Here is a 19,292-nt window from a genome sequence, read left to right as displayed (position 1 = left end):
CCATGCAGGGCGACGCCACACTGCGATTGCTCGACAAGACTGACCAGGAGATCCGCAAACTACCCCGGACCATCCGCGGGGCAATCTACGACTTTCAGCACAGGTTCCGCCGGAACCCGGCCGACCCGGAACTCCAGCTCACCCCGCTCACCGGCAGCCCGCGACTGCTCACCGCGCAGGTCGACGACGACTACGGGGCGATACTTCTCCACGCGGGGGAAACCGACTACATCCTGGTAGCGGTTAAGCCCCACCGAGACCTAAGCGAGAATCTCGATCGTTTCGCCTATCAGATCAACCCGGTCACCGGCGGCATCGAATTCGCCGACCTGGGCGAGATTGAACAGCGGATCGGCGAGGCCCCCACCGGATTGTTCCGGGCCTTCACCCCGCAGCAACTCCTGCGGCTAGGCGTGGCAGAGCCGCTGCTCGACCTGATCGCGAAGATCTCGAGCGAGGACGAACTCAGCAGCCTGGTCGAATGCGCCCCGCAGCTCACCGGGGAGGTCCTGCGAGCGCTGCACGAGGGCAGAAGTTTCGAAGAGGTCCTCGACCAGGTCACCACGCCAGTCTCTGTCGAAGAGCCCGTCGACGCCGACGACTACCAGACCGCCCTGACCCGTCCCGCCACCCAGGTCACCACCAGCGACACCGAACTCCAGGAGGTCCTGGAGGGCGACTTCGAACGGTGGCGAGTCTTCCTGCACCCCACACAGCGCAAGGTCGTGGAACGGGATTACAGCGGTCCCGCCCGGGTCAGCGGAGGCCCCGGCACCGGCAAGACCATCGTCGCTCTGCACCGGGTCCGGCACCTAGTCGAACGGCTCGGCCCTGGCGACCGCAAGGACGTCCTGCTCACCACATTCAACAAGAACCTCGCGGCCGACCTGCGCCAGCGCCTGCTGGAACTGGCCGGACCCGAGATGGTTAAACGAGTCGAGATCGTCAACATAGACAAACTGGCCACCCAGATCGTCGCCGAAGCTGAACCGGGTGGGCGACGGCGCTGGATCGACGACACCAAAGCGCTGCAGGAATGGCAGGACCTGCTCACCGAGGTGGGCGAGACACGCTGGGACGCCGAGTTCATGCACGCCGAGTGGTCCCACGTGATCCTCGGACAGGCCATCGTCTCCCGGGCCGACTACTTCCGGGCCCGCCGCGCCGGCCGAGGACGGACCATCAGTAGGGAAGCCCGCGCCGCCATCTGGCAACTGGTCGAACGCTACGTCAAACGGCTCGACGACAAGGACGTGTGGACCTATAGGCAGGTCGCCGAGCGGGCCGCCCGCCTGGAGATCGAGCGCGCCGCCAGGAACGCCTCCTACGAAGCCGACCAGGCCAGCTCGATCAAGCTGCAGCGGGAGTCCGGCATCTGGCATCGCCCGCGCTACCGGCACATCGTCGTCGACGAGGCACAGGACCTCAGCGCGGCCCACTGGAAGATGCTGCGGGCGATGGTGCCCGAAGGCAGAAACGATCTGTTCATCGCGGGCGACACCCACCAGCGCATCTACGGCAACTACGTGTCCCTGGGCAGCCTCGGCATCAACATCCGCGGGCGCTCGTCGAAACTGACGCTCAGCTATCGGGTCACCGCCGAGATCTTGCACGCTGCGATCGCCCTGCTGGGCCAGGAGGAATGGGACGACCTCGACGACGGCCAGGAAGACCTGCGCGGATACCGATCTGTGCTGCACGGGCTGAACCCCGAACTCCGGCGCGCCACCACCTGGGATGCTGAGCTGGATGGGCTGGTCGACCGAGTCCGTGAATGGAACGACGTGTCGCCTTCGTCGATCGCGATCTGCGTCCCGGAACGGGACATGGTGGCTGATGTCGAGCAACGCCTTGGCAAGGCAGGCATCATCGCGGCGGCGATCGGACCCGACGGACCCAAGATGCACGACGCGGTCCACGTCGGGACCATGCATCGGTTCAAAGGGCTCGAATACCAACGGATGATCATCGCCGGTGTGTCCGAAGGACTGGTGCCCTCGCGATGGGTGGCCCAGTACGAGGACAGCGACCCCCTGCGCTACCGGCGCGAACTACAACGCGCCCGGTCCTTGCTGTTCGTCGCCGCCACCCGGGCCCGCGATACCTTGGTGATCTCCTGGCACGGGCGGAAGAGCAGATTCCTGCCATGAAAACCATCGCCGACCGCTACATGCTGACCACCCCCGTGGCCCGGGGAGGGATGGGTGCCGTTTGGCAGGCGACAGATCTGCGTCTCAACCGCCAGGTGGCGGTCAAACTCATTGACGAGAACGACCTCGCCGACCGGAACGACGCCACCCGTCGCTTCTACCGCGAAGCCCGGATCACCGCGCGGCTACGACACCCCGGTGTTCCGGTGGTTCACGACTTCGGTAGCGACGGCGGCGAACTCTTCATGGTCATGGAGTATGTCGAAGGCCACATGGTCGCCGATTTGGTCGCCGAACACCATCCACTACCAGTCCCGTGGACGGCTCTGATCGCGGCTCAGGTCTGCGCCGTGCTCACCGCCGCGCACGAGGCCGAACTGATTCACCGGGACATCAAGCCAGACAACCTGGTGATGTGCCCCAACGCCACGGTGAAGGTCATCGACTTCGGCGTGGCCACATCCCTCGGGGCTGGGGAGTTCTCCCAGATCACCCAGGCGGGTCAGATACCCGGCTCGGCCCACTACATGGCGCCCGAGCTTTTCGACGGAGCACGGGCCAGCCGTTCCACCGATCTCTACACGATCGGGTGCCTGCTCTACGAACTGCTCGCCGGGGCCCGGCCGTACGCGTCGATAGACCTGATGACCGAGATAAACCGAAGCAGGCTCGAGGACCCACCCGCCATCGGACGGGCCGATGTACCACGGGACTTGGAAAGGCTGACGTTGCGGCTGCTCGACAAGTCCTCTGACAGGCGCCCCTCCAGCGCGATCGAGGTCTTCGATGTCCTGAAAACGTTCGTCAGACAGCCTCCTCCTATACCCGGATTGGTCGATAGCGACCTCTCCAACGACCCGGTCCACATGTATGCCGCGGTCATCCAGCACGTCAGCAAGTGAACTTGGGGACATCCATGCAAGACAGCGCCACGGTCGCAGCGGCCGACATCGCAAGGCTGGCGGGGGTCGGGCGCGCCGCCGTCAGCAACTGGCGCCGGCGGTTCGACGACTTCCCGGCACCGGTCGGCGGAACATCGAGCAGCCCGCTGTTCTCACTCGGAGAGGTCGAAGAGTGGCTCCGCCGGCAGGGCAAGCTCTCAGTAGTTCCCGCGGATGAACGAGCCTGGCAGCAGCTGAGGGCGACGGTCGACGACCTTTACCTGGGGCAGGCGCTGGGAGAGATCGGTGAGTTCCTCGTCTTCGTGGGCACATCGGGGACGAAGTGGAGGCGCCTAACCAAGAAGACCGACCTGGAGGTCATCGGAGGTATCTTCCCCGGCGTATCAACCGTGCGAGTGGCAGCCTCCATCCTGAGGGCCATCGCCGACCTCGCAGAGGAACAGGGTACGCAGTCCATTTTCGAATTCCTTTACCAGCGTTATCTGGAAGCACACTCTCGAAGGATCGACGTCGTCGCCCCCGAGGTTGCTGAACTCATGGTCGCGCTGTCGTCAGCGGGTGGCGGCACAGTATTCGATCCCACATGCGGCCTCGGAACACTGCTCCTGACCGCCGCCGGATCTGGCGCCACTCGCCTGCTCGGCCAAGAACAGGACGAAGCGGCAGCACGGGTGGCCGCCGCACGCCTACGCCTTCACGGGCACGACGCCACGATCCAGACAGGGGACGCTCTTCGCGACGATCGCTTTGGCTCTGCCCAGGCCGACGCGGTCGTCTGCATCCCGCCCTTCGGAGAGCGCAGCTGGGGCTACGAAGAGCTGGCCAGTGACGTCCGCTGGCAGTACGGCCTGCCGCCGCGTGGCGAGCCGGAGCTCCCATGGGTGCAACACGGACTGTTCCACCTCAGGCCGGGCGGATACATGGCCGTCCTGATGCCCCAGGCCGCGGCCGACCGTCGCTCGGGCCGGAGGATTCGCGGTCAGCTGATCCGCACGGGTGCTATCCGATCCGTGATCACTCTGCCTGCCGGAACCGCTCCCGGCTCCCTAGCAGCACCACATCTTTGGATCCTGCGGCGACCCGAACCTGGAGATCCCACGCCCACGCACGTGCTCATGGTGGATGCTTCCCACGTTCCCCTCGTCGAACTGCCAGCGATGATCCTTGAGCGATGGGACGCCTTTCAACGGGAATCCGTGGCTGGAGCCGTACCGCTCATCGAACTGCTCGACGAGGATGTCGACCTGACCCCGGCTCGTTACGTCGCCGAGCGCCGTGACGAGGCAGAAGCGTTCCCGATGGTGCTGGAGAGGCTGAATGCTTCCCTGGCCGAACTCCTCCGAGCGGTGGAAAGCCTGCGTGAGCTCTCCCCGCTGCAGAGGGACCTGCCCATGACCACGATCGCGGAGCAGGTCAGGGCAGGGGCGATCACTGTCGTACAGGCACCGAAGACGCAGCAGCAGTCGGGGAAACTACCGGTTCTTACATTGGAGGACGTTGTCCGAGGCGCTGACCCGACTGGGCGAACGGCTGCGACCTCCGACATGATCACGGTCGAGTCTGGCGACGTGGTGGTTCCCTCCGGCGGCCGGGCGATGATCGCCCGGGTGGCGGAGACGGGTGGCATGGCGCTGGGGCCTGGACTTCAGCTCTTCCGCGTGGATCGCGAGCGGATAGATCCGGCGTGCCTGGCGGGTTTCCTGAAGCTCTCGGGAGCGCAGACGCGGGGGCAGTCGGGAACGTCTCGTTCGGACATTCGCCGAGTGGAGATTCCGCGGGTGCCTTTGAAGGAGCAACAACGCTTTGGTGAGGCCTTTCGAAGGCTCGAAACCCTGGAGAAGCAGCTAGAAATGGTATCAAAGCAGGGCGAATCTCTTATCAGTCTAAGTCGGAAGAAACTTTTTGAATTCACAGAATGAGTTCTGTTAGTCGGGTTCACTTGATGCCTCGGTGACAGCGACGCTGGCGGTCTGTTCACCGCCCGTCCCACTTGGAAACATAATTTCGTAATGTGAACTAAGTTTTACTGCGCGATCAGGGTGGTGGCTGCACCAGCGAGAGGCGCTGTTCTCGCTTGTCTGCCGGTTGGTGAGGGGCTGGTTCGACCTGCTGACAGTGCTGGTCCGCTCTGATCTGTCCAGGACGTTGAGCTGCTGGTGCTCCGCCATGAGAACCAGATGCTGCGCCGTCAGCTCAGTGGCCAGCCGCGGTGGGGCCTTGGGACCGGCTCTGGCCGGCAGCGTTGTCACGGCTGACTTACCGCCGCCGGTGGGCAGAGCTGTTCCCGGTCACCGCAGCGCGTTCAACGGGCATCTATTCACCGGTGCAGGTCATGGCCCGACTTGCCCAGAGTGCCGCCGACATGGACGCGTGACGCCCTGGGGAAAGGCTCGCACTATTGCCATCGCTGGTTCAGCCGATGTGCAGGCTGCCTCCTTGGAGGTAGTGGCTGATCCTCAGGCGCATAGAGGAGTGCATGCCGTAGTTGTCGAGCTCTTGCAGGGATACCCAGCGGACTTCCTGGGATTCCGTGCTCGGCGTCGGACGGCCGCTGACTGCCCGGGCCATGAGGACGAGGGAGAACTCCTGCCGGACCTCGTTGTTGCTGGTGTAGTGGATGACGTGGCGGGGGTCGCTGTAGGTGCCAACCAGACCCGTGATCTCGCAGGTGATGCCGGTCTCTTCGAGAGTCTCACGTATGGCTGCCTGAGGGATGGACTCGCCGAGGTCGATGGCGCCGCCGGGGAGGGCCCAGTTGTCGTTGTCGGAGCGGCGGATCAGCAGCAGCTGTCGGCGTACTCCTATGGGTGCTCCACCTAGTACGGAGTTATGTGCACCAGATCAGGCGACGTTGGTGTCTCGCTCGATGTTCTTGAGGCGGTTCTTGAGTCGGTAGCTGGGGCCGTTGATGGAGATCACGTCGCAGTGGTGCAGGAGCCGGTCGAGGATGGCGGTGGCCAGGACCTCGTCGGCGAAGACTTGGCCCCATTCGCCGAAGCTCTTGTTCGAGGTCAGGATGATCGAGCCTTTCTCGTAGCGCTTGGAGATCACCTGGAAGACCAGGTTGGCCTCGCCGCGTTCGAGGATCTCGTAGCCCACTTCGTCGATCACCAGGACGCTTGGCCGCAGGTAGGTGCCGAGTTTGCGGTTCAGGCTGCCGGAGGCCTCGGCGGTCTTCAGGTTGGCGACCATGTCATCGAGGCTGGTGAAGTAGACCGAGTAGCCGGCCCGGCAGGCGGCGACGGCCAGGGCGACGGCGATGTGGGCCTTGCCGACTCCGGGCGGCCCGAGCAGCGCAGCGTTGGCCTTGGCTTCGACGAAGGCGAGGGTGGCCAGGTCTTTGACCTTGCGGGGGTCCAGGTCGGGCTGGAAGGAGAAGTCGTAGTCGTCCAGGGTCTTGTGGTGGGGCAGTTTGGAGATGCGCAGACCGGTGCGGAAGCGGCGGTCCTCGCGGACGGCGAGTTCCTCGGACAGGACCAGGTCGAGGAAGTCCAGGTAGCCCATCTTGGCCTCGTCGGCTCGCTGCGTGTAGTGGGTCAAGGCGTCGGCCAGGTGGGGCAGGCCGAGCTTGGCGGCGGTGGTGCGGATGCGGGTGGAGACCAGCTCGCTCAACGGGCTTCCTTCGTCGGGTTGTCGGTGGTGAAGGGGCGGGTGCCGGTCAGTTCGTCATAGACCGACAGCGGTCGGCGGCTGACCTCGACCTGGGCGGCCGCGGCCCGGTTGAGCAAGGCTTGCAGGGATCCCACCGCGGGCTCGTGACCATCGTTGCCGCGGCTTTGGCGCCTGGCGGCGGGCGGGTCGTCGTGGCTGGTGGTGACGCGGCGTCCGGCTCCGGTGGGCAGGCCGTCCCAGTGCCGTTCGTTCACGACGCGGCATCCGCGGCCCACCGCCCGAGGGTGGGTGGCCAGCAGGGTCTCGCCTCGGTGATCGGGTGTGGTGGCGTGCAGACTGATCTGGGCTTTGGTCGCTCGGACCTCGATCAGCTGACGTGGCTGGACGCGGCTGGCCGGCACCGAGTAGAGGTTGGCGTCGAAGGCGACCAGGCAGTCTTTGCCGACGTAGCGCAGGTGCCGTTGCGCCACCACATAGGGTGCGGCTGGCAGTGGCCGCAGCGCAGTGTGGTCACGGACTGCCCGCACTCCGATGATCTCGCCGTGGGTGCTGTGGACTTTGGCCCGCCGCAGGGGAACCCAGGCAGCGAAGGCGGCGTCCATCTCCTCGATCGAGGAGAACGCCCGCCCGGCCAGGACATGGTCACGGACGATGGCGACCTGCCGCTCCACACGGCCTTTGCCGGTGGGCCGGTAGGCGGCCAGCACGTCGGGGTCGAAGTCGTAGTGGCCCGCGAACGCGACCGCCTCGGGATGCAGCGGGACCGCCTTGCCCGGGGCCACGTGCCGGCGCACCACGGTCTTGGTGCGGTCGTAGACGATCGACATCGGCACGCCGCCGAAGTGCTCGAACGGCCGGCGGTGGCAGTCGAAGAAGGTTGCCAGGTCCTGGCTGGTGGTGAAGCAGCAGAACGGGTCCCGCGAGTACGACAGCGTCATGTGGAAGGAGTAGACCTTGCCGATGCCGACATGGGCCAAGATCTTGCCTTCATCGCCCCAGTCGACCTGGGCTTGAGCGTCTGGGACCACTTCGAAGCGGCGGTGCAGTCCCGCCAGTTCGTGCGGGCTGATGCCCAGCTCGGCCGCGATCCGCGGCCGGGCCTCCTGCAGATAGATCTTCACCCGTTGGTAGGCGCCGGTAAAGGCGTAGTCGGCGACCAGCCGTTCGTGGATGACCGCGCCTTTGAGTAGGATCTCGGCCCGCAGCATCGCGTCGATCAGCGGTGCGACCTGGTCGATGACTCGCGGCCGTGGCCGGCTGCTCGGGGAGCGCTTCGGCGGAACCATCGCCACCTCGCCGGTCAGGTACTTGGCTACCGTCCGCCGGTTCAAGCCGGTCGCGGCCGCGATCTCCCGCAGGCTCATCGCACCGGACTCATACAGAGCGCGAAACCGCCTCAGCTCCAACCAGCGATGCGGATCCAAGACCACCGTCAGCCGCCCTCCTCCAACCCTGAACAGAGCACGGCAAGACTCTCAGTAATCATCCAGTCACCGCATGCGAATGGCGCATTCTCATCTGTACGCGATGGCGCACACCGAGCTGTACGCCGACAGTAGCTCGCCGGCTTTGTTGGTGACCACGACATTCACGGAAGGAACGAGGCTGTTGGGGGCGAGGGCGTTCGGGTCGTTGTAGTAGTCGATCCGCTGGCTCACGTTCCGTGAGCGTACTCCGTTGGGGCTCTCCTTTCACGGCGTTCCACAGCCGCGTGAGTCCCGCGAAGCGGAGCACCGGCGGCGCGACGTGGCTCGATGCGGCCGAACCGGCCGGCGATCTGAGCATCAGCTCGTTGAAGGTGACTATCCAGCCGTCAGGGGTCTCGCTGTGGCTCGCGGCCACCGCACGATCTTTTGTTGTCCTCACAAACTGCGGATGATCACGCGGTGGCCGTTGCCATGTGCCCCAACGCCTCAAGATCGCGAAATGTCACTGGATCGCTAAACCGCATCGACGGAAGTTGGCACTGCCACGGGGTTGGACTGGGACATTAAGTACGTTGGGTTAGCCGATGACACGATGGCATGCGATGTTCCGCAGCCGGAACTCCCGTTTGTGGGGTGGGAACAACTCGTCACACTTCATGGCGATCAGTGATGGGCTCCTACCGTGTCCGGAGGTGTGCGGCGAGGCTGGGCGCGAATCTCTTGGTGCGCGCTTTGCTCGGGGGCTCCACCGTGGAGTGTGGCCGTCGGCTGTGGGATCGGCCAGCGGCCGTGGGTGTAGGAGCTCGTGGCGGCCGTGCGACTCATTGATGTGTGTACGGTTTCTGGCCGTGCCCACGTGCTTGGTACCGCCTCTGCCGTCGTCTTGTTCTCCGATCCTGTAGGACAGGGCCAGTGATACCGGTGCTGGGAAGGTGTATGAGCTGCTCAACTTGTGCCACGACAGGGAGGACGTAGCGACACCGTGGCCGGTGAGGGCTCGCAGAGTGTCTACGCCTTGAGGTGAAGAGTGCTGCTGGCCGCCGGGCCTGACGGTCCCAGCGCCGCCCAGCGCTATTGCGGCGGCTACGACAGCGGTGGCTCCGCCCGCCAGCAGCAGAGCCCTGGCACACACTCGCCCACGCGGTCGTGGACCATTGTCCGGAACTCTCTGCTCCCCGATGCTCTTGATTGTCACGGCGCGTAGCGTAGCGGCGGCACTTCGGGCATTCTGCGGGCTTTGATTTTCCTTGAAGATTCATGACGTTGGCACCCCGCGGCTGCCCGAGACGTCCTCGGGCACCACGGGACGCGCGCCTTCATGACCCTCCAGCAGGAATAGAAATTCGCCGATGTGCTCGCCGCCTCTGGGTTCGGCGCCGGAAGCCTCCCAGCAACCCATCTGGACGCCCTCACCGCCGCAGTCCATCAAAGTGAGGACAGCCCGCGCGCCTTGCCCGGCAAGGCCACGCTCCAGGGTGACCCTGAGTGACCCCGCACCGCGCTCCGGGCATCTCAGTTGGGGGAATCACCCCGGCCTGCCTGAAGCTGTTCGGCGCCCCTTAGCCCGGTCGCCATCGCGGAAAAGTGCGCTCACCCTGGACACCCTTACGAGGGTCGTCAGCGGCCACGTTGCAACGTAGGAGCTACCACGGCCGTGGCTGTACCCTGCGCTCGTACGGCAGCCGCCCCGGCTCGGACCCGCTACATCGCGTGGGATGGGCTCTCGGCAGTGCCCATCAGGTCTTACGGGTAGCACTGTTCCATTTGAAACTGCCAGCCCACGTGGAGCGGTGCGGAGCGGTCGGCGGTTGTGGCAAGCAGGTGGGTGTGAAGGAAAGTGCTGATGGCCTCGTACGCGGTTAGTTCGTTGGCGCGGTTGGTGAAGCCGTGGCCTTCGTCGGGATAGATGTCGTAGCGGACTTCGACGCCGCGTTCGCGTAGCCGGGTGACGATCTGGTCGGATTCGGCCTGGGGGACGCGTGGGTCATGGGCTCCCTGGATGACGAACAGGGGAGCAATGATGCCGTCGGCGTAGGTGACGGGGCTGCGCTCCAGGAGGTGTTCGGCGCAGGTGTCGGGATCGCCGAGGACGGTGGCGACGAACGTCTTCCATGTGGGGGGTGACGCCTTCGCCAAGGTGAGGAGGTTACTGGGGCCGCAGATGGAGACGCCTGCTGCCCACGGGTAGGGAAGGCGGGCCAAGCAGGACAGAGCAGCGAAGCCGCCGTAGGAAGCGCCCATGACGGCGAGGCGGTTCGGGTCGATCCAGTCGAGGGCGCGCACGTACTGGATGGCGTGGTCCAGGTCGTCGAGGTCGATGCCTCCCCAGTCGCGGTAAATGAGTTTCTGGTGGGCGGTGCCGTAGCCGGTCGATCCGGCGAAGTTGGGGGCGAGGATAGCGATTCCCTGGTGGAGGAGGTGCTGGTAGAGGCCGGAGCGAGCGTAGATGGGTCGTTCTTGAGATTCTGGGCCGCCGTGCACGGAAAGCAGGACCGGATGAGGTCCAGGGCCGTCCGGGCGGTAGAGCAGGGCGTGGACGTCGCGTCCGTCGCGTGCCGGATATGTGATCAGTTCGGGGGCGATGGGGTTGATGACATGCAAGGCTGGGGGGCGGGTGTCGGTGAGGTAGCGAAACTCATGGCGAGCCAGGTCCAAGACCGCTAGTTCTGCCGGCCTTGCCGCGGAGTTGATGAGGACGACTGCCAGGGAGGCGTCTGGCGCCAGGGACAGGGCGGAGATGACGCCTGGCGGGGTATCGGGGAGCGGGAGTGGGGAACCGTCGCGGTCGGCATGCAGACAGGAGCGGCCAGCCTCGTTGATGGACCAGATGCGGACTCCTGCGGCGGCGTCGAGGACCTCGACATCCCAGTTCGGGCGGGCGATCGGTTGAATGGTCTCGGTCGCGAGGTCATAGAAGGCCGCGGCGGTGAACTCGCTCCAATAGTCGGTGAGCAAGTAGAAGCCGCTGGAATCTGCTGCCCAGGCGCATGGGTCGAAGACGCCCTCACCGAGGGATGATGTCACGCAGACTGGCTCAGCGCCAGGGTTGCTCAGGTCGGTGAGATAGGCAGATACGTCGGTGTTGGAGCGGAAGCCGCTCGACAACAACCAACGGCCGTCGGGGGAGAGGCCGACGGCCTCGAACGCGACGCCCTCAGGTGGCATGAAGCGGCGAAGCTTGTCGGCTACCAGGTCGTGGACGATCAAGTCTTGGGCGGCGGCGTCGCGGTCGTTGGCGGTGTAGGCCAGGAAGCGGCCGGTCGGGTCGAACGGAGATCCTGCCAGGACGCGCTGGCAGTCCGCCCCAGGGCCGATCTCGGTCAGGCCGCTGCCATTCAGGGCGACGAGGTAGAGGCGGAACTGCTCATCCCCGTTTTCGTCGGCCGTGAAGACCAGCTCGGTGCCGGAAGGTGTCCAGGCGATCTGCCGGACTGTGCGGTCATCAAAGCCAGCGACGCAGCGCGGCTTGCCCCCGGCGACGGGAACCACCCACAGGTCATAGTGCCCCGAGACGTGGCTGGAGTAGGCGACCAGTTGGCCGTCTGGGGACAGCGCGAGGGTGGGCTGGAAGCGCTGCTGGGGGACAAAGTCCAGGTATCCGGGCATTACAGACCTCTCGAGTTCAGTCGATCCAGCCGCGGCGTACTGCTGCGGCTCCGGCGGCGAAGCGGGTCTCCACGCCCAGCTCATCGCGGATGGCGGTCCAGTGTCTGCGCATGGTGTTGACGCTGATGTCCATCCGCCGGGCGATCGCCTCGTCGGGTAGTCCTTGGTTGAGCAGCTGTAGCACCTGCAACTGGGCGGGCGTGAGCGGCGCGGCGGCCTTGGCGCTACCGAACGGGATCGCCTTCTCCCATAGCAGCTCGAAGTACTCCCGCAGCGCGCCAACGATGACGGGCGAGCGCACGAGCAGTGCCCCTCCCATCCCCGTCGGTGTCAACGGAAGAAGCGCGACTGCCTCGTCTGCGAGCTTCATCTTCATCCCGATGCGAGGCAGCAGCCGCGCCTGTTCCCCGGCTTCCACCGCAGCCTCGATCGTCTTCGCACCGATCGGATGCTCTGCGCAGCGGGTCTCATAGATCGCCCGGCATTGCACCTGGCCCTCGAAGACTGGCAGCGGTGCGTACCCAGTGGAGTCTTCGACGGGCGCCTCCAGGACATAGTTGTCCAACGTGAGCCAGTCGTGCCGTGCGGCGTTGATGAGTGCGTAGGACAGGGAACTGATCTCGTCCCGGTCGGTGACGATCTGCACGAGCCGGTCCATCGCGGAGTTCGAGGACGCTGCGGCCGGCGTCTGGTGGAACTCCCTCAGCCGCTTGTGTCCAGTCAGCAACCGCTCCTGATCGCTGATGAGACGGCGTGAAAGATCCGTCAAGACGCCCTGCAGCGCGAGCTCGGGGGGAGCGGGCACGAGACGCGGCGGCATCGAGGGGCCGTCCGGCCGGCGATGCGCCATCCCGCGGGCGGTAAGTTCCGCGACCTGCTCACTGCTTCCAAGCAGGGACGCGGCGTCGTCCTCAGGGCAGCCGCCCTCCGTGAGCAGCATGGAGTACGACACGAAGATCTCTTCTGGGACAACGCCCTCCAATAGGCGCTGCGCTTTGAGCTGATCCTGTCCGTCCACCGTCACCTCCGATCAGAGAGTAGTGGCCCTAACACGCGTTGTGATGGCCCTTTCTGTCGTGTCGGGCGATGAGTGGTTCCGAGCGATGGTGAGTTCTCACCATCGAGCGCTGTGCCCCAGAGGCCCGCTGTCATAGGCGTTCTCGTTGCCCCGGACACCGCGCCCCCGCCAGTAGCTACCGTGGAGAGTTTCACCACCCCTGTTGCGGTGCCGCGCACGGTCTGATCAGTGCGAAGGCTCAGAAGTGGCAGGGAGGCAGTATGCGGCGGCAGCTCGTCGTAGACGTAGCGAGGAAGCTGAGTGCAGCGGTTGCGGCGTCAATTCTGTTTGGCGTCAGTTCGCCAGCCAGTGCGTTGGCTAACGCAGAGCCCTACTGTCCGGAGGTGGGCCGAGCGCCACGTCAGGTGTACGACATCGAGAAGTTCTGTGCGTTGGTGTATGGCGACCTGATGGAAGGCCGGGCGCTGGATCTCCTCGAGTTGCTGGAACGGTCGCAGCGCAATTCGGTGCGTGCCTCGCTCTCTCCAAAGCCGCAGAAGGTGTCGAAGCCACGTGATGTGGCTGTTTCAACTGTGAAACAGCCTGAAGTTGAGCCAGCTAGATTTCGTAGGAGGAGTGCCGAACCGCGCATGCCGCGTGAAAGCGGCTGGGGAGCTGGTCCGGCTCCGGATCGAGTTCTGAACCGAGATCGTCAGGCAAGGGCCGACCGTCAGCAGCGCCCGCGGAGGGACGGTAGGGAGCCATCGTCCACGATGGTTCTCACACCACCGGCTCCATCGGAAACGCCGTCGGCATCGGCCTCCACGTCTTCCCCTGTGCCCGTACTGGGCGATGCGGTGAGGCCGAGGACAGAGTCTGAGGCGAGGGGCCCACTGGGCGCTGCACTGGCGTTCGGGCTCATGCTCATGGTCCTGAGCGCTGCGCTTATCGGTCGTCTACGGTCCTGGCCGGTGCAGGCGAGCGCGGGCTCGTCTGGCGTGGGCCTGTCTGGCGGTGCCGCCTGTCCAGGCGGTATCGATGGTCGCGATGGTGAGGACACTGAAGTACCCCCGGCGGTTGTCCAGGCATCCGCTGGGGCGCAGGCGCCTGAGCTTGACTGCGTAACGGCGGAGTCGGTTGCCGTCTTTGAGGACAGTGAACCTCGGGCGATGACTACGTCTGAGATTGACCACCCCAGCTCCCGCCCGGCGGTTGCAGAGGCAGGTGCGGAAGCGGAGGCGGAGGCGGAGGCGCCCTTCGTACCAGGCGCTTCAGCCGGGCTGGGGTCGGGATTCGTAGCGGCGGCGGGGAAGGCGAAGGTCGAGGTGCTAGGGGTACCGCGGCTGTCGTTTGGCAGATCGGAGATCTCCTTCGGCCGTGCCGAGGCGCGGGAGTTGTTTGCGTTGCTTTCGGTGTCGCGGGACGGAGTTTCGGCGGAGGGGATCGCCGAGACGCTGTGGCCGGGGGAGGCTGGCGGGCGCCGGTTGGAGTCGGCGGTACGGGAGATCAACCGGGCTATGCGGCAGGCGGTGGGGTGTGCGGCCGGGGTACGGTTCGTGCTGAAGTCCGGGGAGCGGCGACTGCTGCCGGCGGCATCGTTCGATGCGGACTTTTGGCGGTTCGAGGACGCGTGCAAGCTGGCCTCGATCGCGGCCGAGGACGCTATGCGGGTGGCGGCGTTGCATGAGGTGCTGGCCTTGTACCGGGGGGCGCTGCTGGCTGGGCGCGATGATCTGTGGGTGCTCCCGTTGCGGCAGGCCGCTCAGCGGCAGGCGGCGGATGCCGCTGAGCGGCTGGCCGAGCTGGTGCGAGCCGATGATCCAGGCCGGGCGGTGGACGTGCTGCGGTTGGCGGTCGAGCGCATCGATCCGTACAGCGAGACGTTGTGGTGCCTGCTGATGTCGGTTCAAGGCGAACTGGGGCGCCTGCCCGCTGTACGGCGTTCGTTCGAGTTGTTGAGGGAGCGGCTGGCGGAGATCGACGCGGTGCCGAGTGCGCAGGCGCGGCAGGTGTACGAGCGGTTCATTCGTTAGCCAGGCCCGTCGAAGAGCGGCGGATAGTGGAGACCTGGCGGTGCCCCGGCGGGTGCTTACCCTTCTTCGTGAAGAATGCGCTGGTCGTGCCTTGCGTAGGTGGCCAGCATGTCGGCCGTGAGCAGATGGGCGGGGGCGGGTGCTGTAGATGCGGGCCAGCAGGCGGAGCGTGGAGACGGAGGGAGCGTGGTGGCGGGTTGGGGAATTCGGGCGGCGTGGTGAGTGATCGTGCTGGCCGCTCCCCGGATGGGCCCGGGGGCGTGACCGAAGGGACACCCGCATGGACACACGCACACAGCAGGCCAGTTCGGCCGAGCCGAACCCTCTCCTCGTTTCGTCGACGCGCCAGCGGGGCTCAAATGGGCTATTGGCTTCAGCGCCAGGCCTCGTTGACAAGACTTGCGTCCTTGAAGCTGCCGCCGGTGACGCGACGTGGTACCTCCTCCCATTCGCGGATCACCCGACGCCTGCCTTCCGAGATCAGCGGCCACGTGTCGCGGGTGACGGGCTGGCCGGCGTAAACGGGGTCCCAGGTGATGACGTGAAAGGCGTCTATGTCGGGCACGAGGGTCTTCAAGACATGAACGGCGCGGCGGTGGTACCACTTGCAGACCGCCGTGATGGTCAGACCTAGGTTCAACGCCTCATGGAGGAACGGCAGCGAGAGCTCGACGTTCTGCCAGGTGTTCGCGGATCGACCCTCGCAGCGGATCGCTTCGTGGGGGACTCCACGTTCGACGAGGAGGCGATGGAACTCGCCCGCCTCGACGATCCCGTTGTGCCGGTTGACCCCGCCTGTCGCGATGATCAGCGGTGCGAGCCCTTGGTGGTATCGCGCAGCTGCGATCTCGGCGGGCTGGCTCTGGTTGGTGCCGAAGAGGATGTGCGCGGTCGGTAGCCCTTCCGGCGGAGGGGCTTGGATGTCCACGAATGCCGTGATGGTGGCGATCTGCTCAGAGCTGATGTCCTCGGTCATCCAAGATCCTCTATGCGGCTGGGGTGTTGTGGCCGATTTTCTGCCGAGGCGCCGATGGTTGCCTGGTAGCGCGCGTGATACTCCGTTGTCTGCCGGGTGTCGGCGAAGTCTTTGGTGAGGACCTTGTCGAGCTTGCCTGCGAGGACCATGGTCGGCCACGCTGGACGGTTGCCCGATAGAGCGGCGTGACCAGCTGCCACTGACTCGTCCAGTTGCCCCAGCGCGGCTTGGGCTAGTGCCAGGATCAGCAGAGACCGTGCGTATCCGGAAGGGTGCTCGCCGCGCTGGCGCGCCTCTGGTTGGTAGACGGTCTGGATGACCTGATTGGTCGCGGTAACGGCTTCTTGATAGCGGCCCACGAACAGTAGGGACGTCGCGGTGTAGGGCGGATCTTCCGCTAGCGCGATGGAGAAGGCACCTGTGGATGGGGCGCCAGAGGGGAGTGCGGCTATGGCCTGGCGTGCACTGTGTCTGGCGCGTGTCATACGGTCAACGTCGCCGGCCATTGCGGCTGCGCGCATTTCTTGCGAAGCGAGTTTGGCATAGACGACCGTCCCCGGGGTGACGGTCTGCCGCCCCTGAGCAGACAGCATCGCCGACTGGCGGGGCTGTCCTTGGTACCAGGCAATCATGGCTTTCGTGAGGGAGGACCATGCCGCCAGCTCAGGGTGTCCCACTTCTCGGCTACGGCGCTCGGCGTCGGCACACCAGACACGAGCGGCTGCGTGTTCACCCATGTCGGACGCGGCGACGGCGAGCAGGTGAGATATCCAGCCGGTTGCGAGAATGAGCTCCTTGCGCCACGGGACGCGGCCAGTGCGGTCGAGAATTCCGCTGGCGTATGACCTGACCATGAGAAGTTCGTCGTACATGTCCGCAGGGGGAAGGGCGCAAATCGTCAGGGCGTAATGGTCGATGAGCTCGCCGAGGCTGTCCACGATGCAGGTGAGGCGATCACTGGCTATGGCGTCGAGGGCTTGGATGATCCGATGATTCTCGTGTGCCTGCAGGACGGGCATGGCGGCGGCTGTGATCCCGTGCTTGAGGAACGTGCGACGTAGCACCTCGCCTACCTGCCCCATCTCGACGTTTGGGACATTGTACGGAGCGGCCGAGGATTTCCTGTCTGGCGCCTTCTCCAAGATCTCTAGATCCACGTTGAGAACGCTTGCCAAAGCGGGGAGCCAAGAAGTCGGTCGGACGCGGCCTTGCTCCCATCTACCGACTTCGTGTCGAGTGACCGTGAATGTGCCGGTGACATCGCACAGATTGTCCGCGACTTGCTGTTGGGTCATTTTTGCGGCGTTGCGTAGGTGTTTGAGAAGGTCCGGAAGTGGCAGGTCTGGCGCTTCCACCTTGCAGTCCTTTTCGGTCGGCGTGTGGGCACGATGTGGGCACGGATGCGGTGCCCCTCCATCGTGCCCTCAACGGGCGGATGCTGCATATGCATCGCCGTAGCGATAGTGCAGCGCAGGGCCACGGCGTTAGAGATCCCGCACTCAGTAGAGGTATCACTGATGACAGCCGCACCAGCTTCCGCCGCAGTACTGGCTGGCTCGCACAATGCTTTCTTCTCTCGGGTCTCCGGGATTGGCGAGCAGGAAAGACGCTCGGATTTACTGAGGGATCGACGGAAGTCGTCACGAAGGTGCCCGGGATGCCCGACGTCATATGGAACAACATGCACTTCCAGGACGCGCCGGAGTGCTGTAAAAGCTGACACGAGCGGGGCTGGTGCTGTGCCGACGGCAGCGGCCGTCTGGCTGGCGGGTCGCGTTGGTCCCGCGGCCTCACTGTCAGCGTTATTAGTGCTTTTCAGCTTCTTTCACTCTGATCGGCGAAGCGCCACGAGGCTGCCGGCCGTTTGAACCGACGTGGCCTAACTCGGCTGACCGGGTCCGGCTGAAAAGTTCTTGGTGATCGTGGTGTGGCAGTCGCTAGGACGCGGAACTGCGCAGCCGCCGCGTTCCGTTGCCACACCGCATGCGGGCGGCCCGGTGTCGTTGTCCCCGCCGCACCGCATCTCTGGCGCAGGCCGGGGTTCGTTCCCTATTGGCCGCCGACCTCGACCTGCGCCCCCAACGTGTCACTGCCGGAGAATCCGATGGTCTTGGTCAATCAGCGCGATGCCGCCGCTGACATGGCGGGTAGGCGGTACGTCGAGAGCCTCCAACGCCGCCTTCCCGACTGGTGGCTGATGTACTCCCCATACGGCCGATCCCTCGTCGCCTTTTACAAGGGCCCCTGCGCTGAAGGTGGCATCAAGGTCGAGGCCGAGCATCCGGAGGAGTTGCTGCGTCTCATGGGCGACGCCGTACGAGCGCAGTGGAAGGCCCAGTCCTCCGCTGTTGGCCACGGTGCGGTAGCCACTCCGCACCAGGAAGGTCTCCCGGCCATCGATGGTGGGCGGCCGGATGATCAGGCCGGACGTGGTTGAGCACATCGCCGTACCAGAGGTAGGCGAGGGGCCTCGTCTCGTACTTGGGCGCAGGAAGATCATGCACCATCTCACTCAACGGCCCGTCGCTGGCCACGTGCGCATCGCACGGTGACAAGACCCTCAGCCGAGGGCCGCGAGATTCCCGCCGGTTCCCTCCCACTGGGCGAGCTTGACCAGGTCGCCCAAGTCGGACAAGAGGGGCACCGCGTCCATGTGTCCTCTGCCTTCCTCTCCATATCCAGCAGGGCAAACGATGCCGTACTCACTCAAGGATCAGCGATGGATGCCGGTGTCGTACTCGCCCTGCGGCACCAGACAGCACGACGTGCGTGGAGAAAGCACATGCAGACCGAAAACCGACCGCAACAGGCTGAACCGGCAATCGCCGACCTGGAGTGGGAGCCGTACAACTCCGCCAGAGGCGGCACCCTCCGCATCGCCGCCACATCGTGCTGCGGCGCCGTCGAGTTGGCGTCCCGAGCCGGCCGATACTTCGTCCTACGTCCCGACGGCAAAGGCTCCTACGAAGAGAGCCGCCATGCTACGCGGCACAAAGCTGCCGCCACCTACATTGCTCTTGTGCGTGAGCATCGCCGAACTCACGTGGACCAGGGGGAGAGGCCGGAGTACGACCCGCTCGTGGATGGCCTGGGCATGAGGTGATGAGATGCGCGACCGAGCCCGCAATCTTGATTATGTTCGCGACAACGGACCGCGTTTGCTCGCCAGTTTCGACCGCGATCTTGGGCCTGGAGTCAGGTCCGTTGTTCGTGAGAGCTGACCGCACTCACCGGCCCGCGGTTATTCGCACCGAGGAGGGGCGGGGCGGCGGCGCAGTGTCGGCGGCCATCCGGATCTGGCCGCTGGCGGCAAGAAAGAAGGCGCAATGGCCATCACAGCGTGTGACCAGATTCGCTAGCCGACGCGCTGCCACCCTGCCCCGATCGCCGAATCCGGCGTCGGTTGAGGCGCAGACCCCTGATGTTGTCCCGAGCGCGGATCGGCAGTTATGGGCGGCGGGCGGCGCTGACGATCAGCTTTGGGTAGTGCGGGTATACCGCCGGACGGGGATCTCAGTCGATCGGCTCGCGATGCACCCACTCGACGAGATCGTCGGACGCGAGCGCCCGCACGCGCGCGGCGTACCGG

The 19,292-nt window shown here is 65.3% G+C and carries 12 protein-coding genes and 2 pseudogenes; 4 read left to right on the top strand and 10 right to left on the bottom strand.

The window, feature by feature from the left end:
* The first annotated feature begins 2 nt into the window (after positions 1 to 2).
* Genes AB0H84_RS15620 through AB0H84_RS15610 form a run of 3 tightly spaced genes read left to right on the top strand, consistent with a single transcriptional unit; the run spans position 3 to position 4,971 of the window.
* Positions 3 to 2,150, top strand: coding sequence for a UvrD-helicase domain-containing protein (locus AB0H84_RS15620; protein ID WP_357603770.1), 2,148 nt, complete (start codon positions 3 to 5; stop codon positions 2,148 to 2,150).
* A complete protein-coding gene (locus AB0H84_RS15615) occupies positions 2,147 to 3,052 on the top strand; it encodes a serine/threonine-protein kinase (protein ID WP_357603768.1) in 906 nt (301 codons plus the stop codon). The genes AB0H84_RS15620 and AB0H84_RS15615 overlap by 4 nt, the downstream gene beginning before the upstream one ends.
* A gap of 14 nt (positions 3,053 to 3,066) precedes the next feature.
* Entirely contained in the window at positions 3,067 to 4,971 is a 1,905-nt protein-coding gene (locus AB0H84_RS15610) for an N-6 DNA methylase (RefSeq protein ID WP_357603766.1), read from the top strand.
* 493 nt (positions 4,972 to 5,464) lie between these two features.
* Here the strand turns inward: AB0H84_RS15610 and AB0H84_RS15605 are convergent, their stop codons facing one another.
* From AB0H84_RS15605 to AB0H84_RS15580, 6 genes and pseudogenes are all read right to left on the bottom strand, one after another.
* Entirely contained in the window at positions 5,465 to 5,857 is a 393-nt protein-coding gene (locus AB0H84_RS15605; protein WP_357604275.1) for an NUDIX domain-containing protein, read from the bottom strand.
* Between the two features lie 36 nt (positions 5,858 to 5,893).
* Positions 5,894 to 6,664 (bottom strand): IS21-like element helper ATPase IstB, encoded by a 771-nt coding sequence (gene istB, locus AB0H84_RS15600; RefSeq protein ID WP_357603764.1) that lies wholly within the window; start codon positions 6,662 to 6,664, stop codon positions 5,894 to 5,896.
* Positions 6,661 to 8,028 carry an IS21 family transposase gene (istA, locus tag AB0H84_RS15595; protein ID WP_357603762.1) on the bottom strand — a complete coding sequence of 456 codons (1,368 nt, stop codon included), beginning with the start codon at positions 8,026 to 8,028 and terminating at the stop codon, positions 6,661 to 6,663. The genes istB and istA overlap by 4 nt, the downstream gene beginning before the upstream one ends.
* A 189-nt stretch (positions 8,029 to 8,217) precedes the next feature.
* Positions 8,218 to 8,322, bottom strand: a pseudogene (locus AB0H84_RS15590) (NUDIX hydrolase); the annotation flags it as partial.
* A gap of 1,512 nt (positions 8,323 to 9,834) precedes the next feature.
* Positions 9,835 to 11,697: a S9 family peptidase gene (locus AB0H84_RS15585; protein ID WP_357603761.1), complete on the bottom strand. Its 1,863-nt coding sequence runs from the start codon at positions 11,695 to 11,697 to the stop codon at positions 9,835 to 9,837.
* 16 nt (positions 11,698 to 11,713) lie between these two features.
* On the bottom strand, positions 11,714 to 12,721 hold the full coding sequence (locus AB0H84_RS15580; protein ID WP_357603759.1) for a LuxR C-terminal-related transcriptional regulator: 1,008 nt from the start codon (positions 12,719 to 12,721) through the stop codon (positions 11,714 to 11,716).
* Between the two features lie 1,142 nt (positions 12,722 to 13,863).
* On the opposite strand from AB0H84_RS15580, the gene AB0H84_RS15575 reads away from it, so the two are divergent.
* A complete protein-coding gene (locus AB0H84_RS15575; RefSeq protein ID WP_357603757.1) occupies positions 13,864 to 14,727 on the top strand; it encodes a bacterial transcriptional activator domain-containing protein in 864 nt (287 codons plus the stop codon).
* Positions 14,728 to 15,100: 373 nt separating this feature from the next.
* Here AB0H84_RS15575 and AB0H84_RS15570 read toward each other — a convergent pair whose 3' ends face one another.
* From AB0H84_RS15570 to AB0H84_RS15555, 4 genes and pseudogenes are all read right to left on the bottom strand, one after another.
* On the bottom strand, positions 15,101 to 15,703 hold the full coding sequence (locus AB0H84_RS15570) for a YdcF family protein (RefSeq protein ID WP_357603755.1): 603 nt from the start codon (positions 15,701 to 15,703) through the stop codon (positions 15,101 to 15,103).
* Positions 15,700 to 16,860: a hypothetical protein gene (locus AB0H84_RS15565; protein WP_357604291.1), complete on the bottom strand. Its 1,161-nt coding sequence runs from the start codon at positions 16,858 to 16,860 to the stop codon at positions 15,700 to 15,702. The genes AB0H84_RS15570 and AB0H84_RS15565 overlap by 4 nt, the downstream gene beginning before the upstream one ends.
* Positions 16,861 to 17,058: pseudogene (locus AB0H84_RS15560) on the bottom strand (helix-turn-helix transcriptional regulator); the annotation flags it as partial. It abuts the gene before it with no gap.
* Between the two features lie 731 nt (positions 17,059 to 17,789).
* Positions 17,790 to 18,146 (bottom strand): hypothetical protein, encoded by a 357-nt coding sequence (locus tag AB0H84_RS15555; protein WP_357603753.1) that lies wholly within the window; start codon positions 18,144 to 18,146, stop codon positions 17,790 to 17,792.
* Positions 18,147 to 19,292 lie beyond the last annotated feature (1,146 nt).

The organism is Nonomuraea sp. NPDC050786 (assembly GCF_040654115.1).
In the GTDB taxonomy this organism is placed as follows: Bacteria; Actinomycetota; Actinomycetes; order Streptosporangiales; family Streptosporangiaceae; genus Nonomuraea.
The sequence above is the reverse complement of the archived record's forward strand: the minus strand, read 5'-3'. Positions and strand labels throughout refer to the sequence as shown.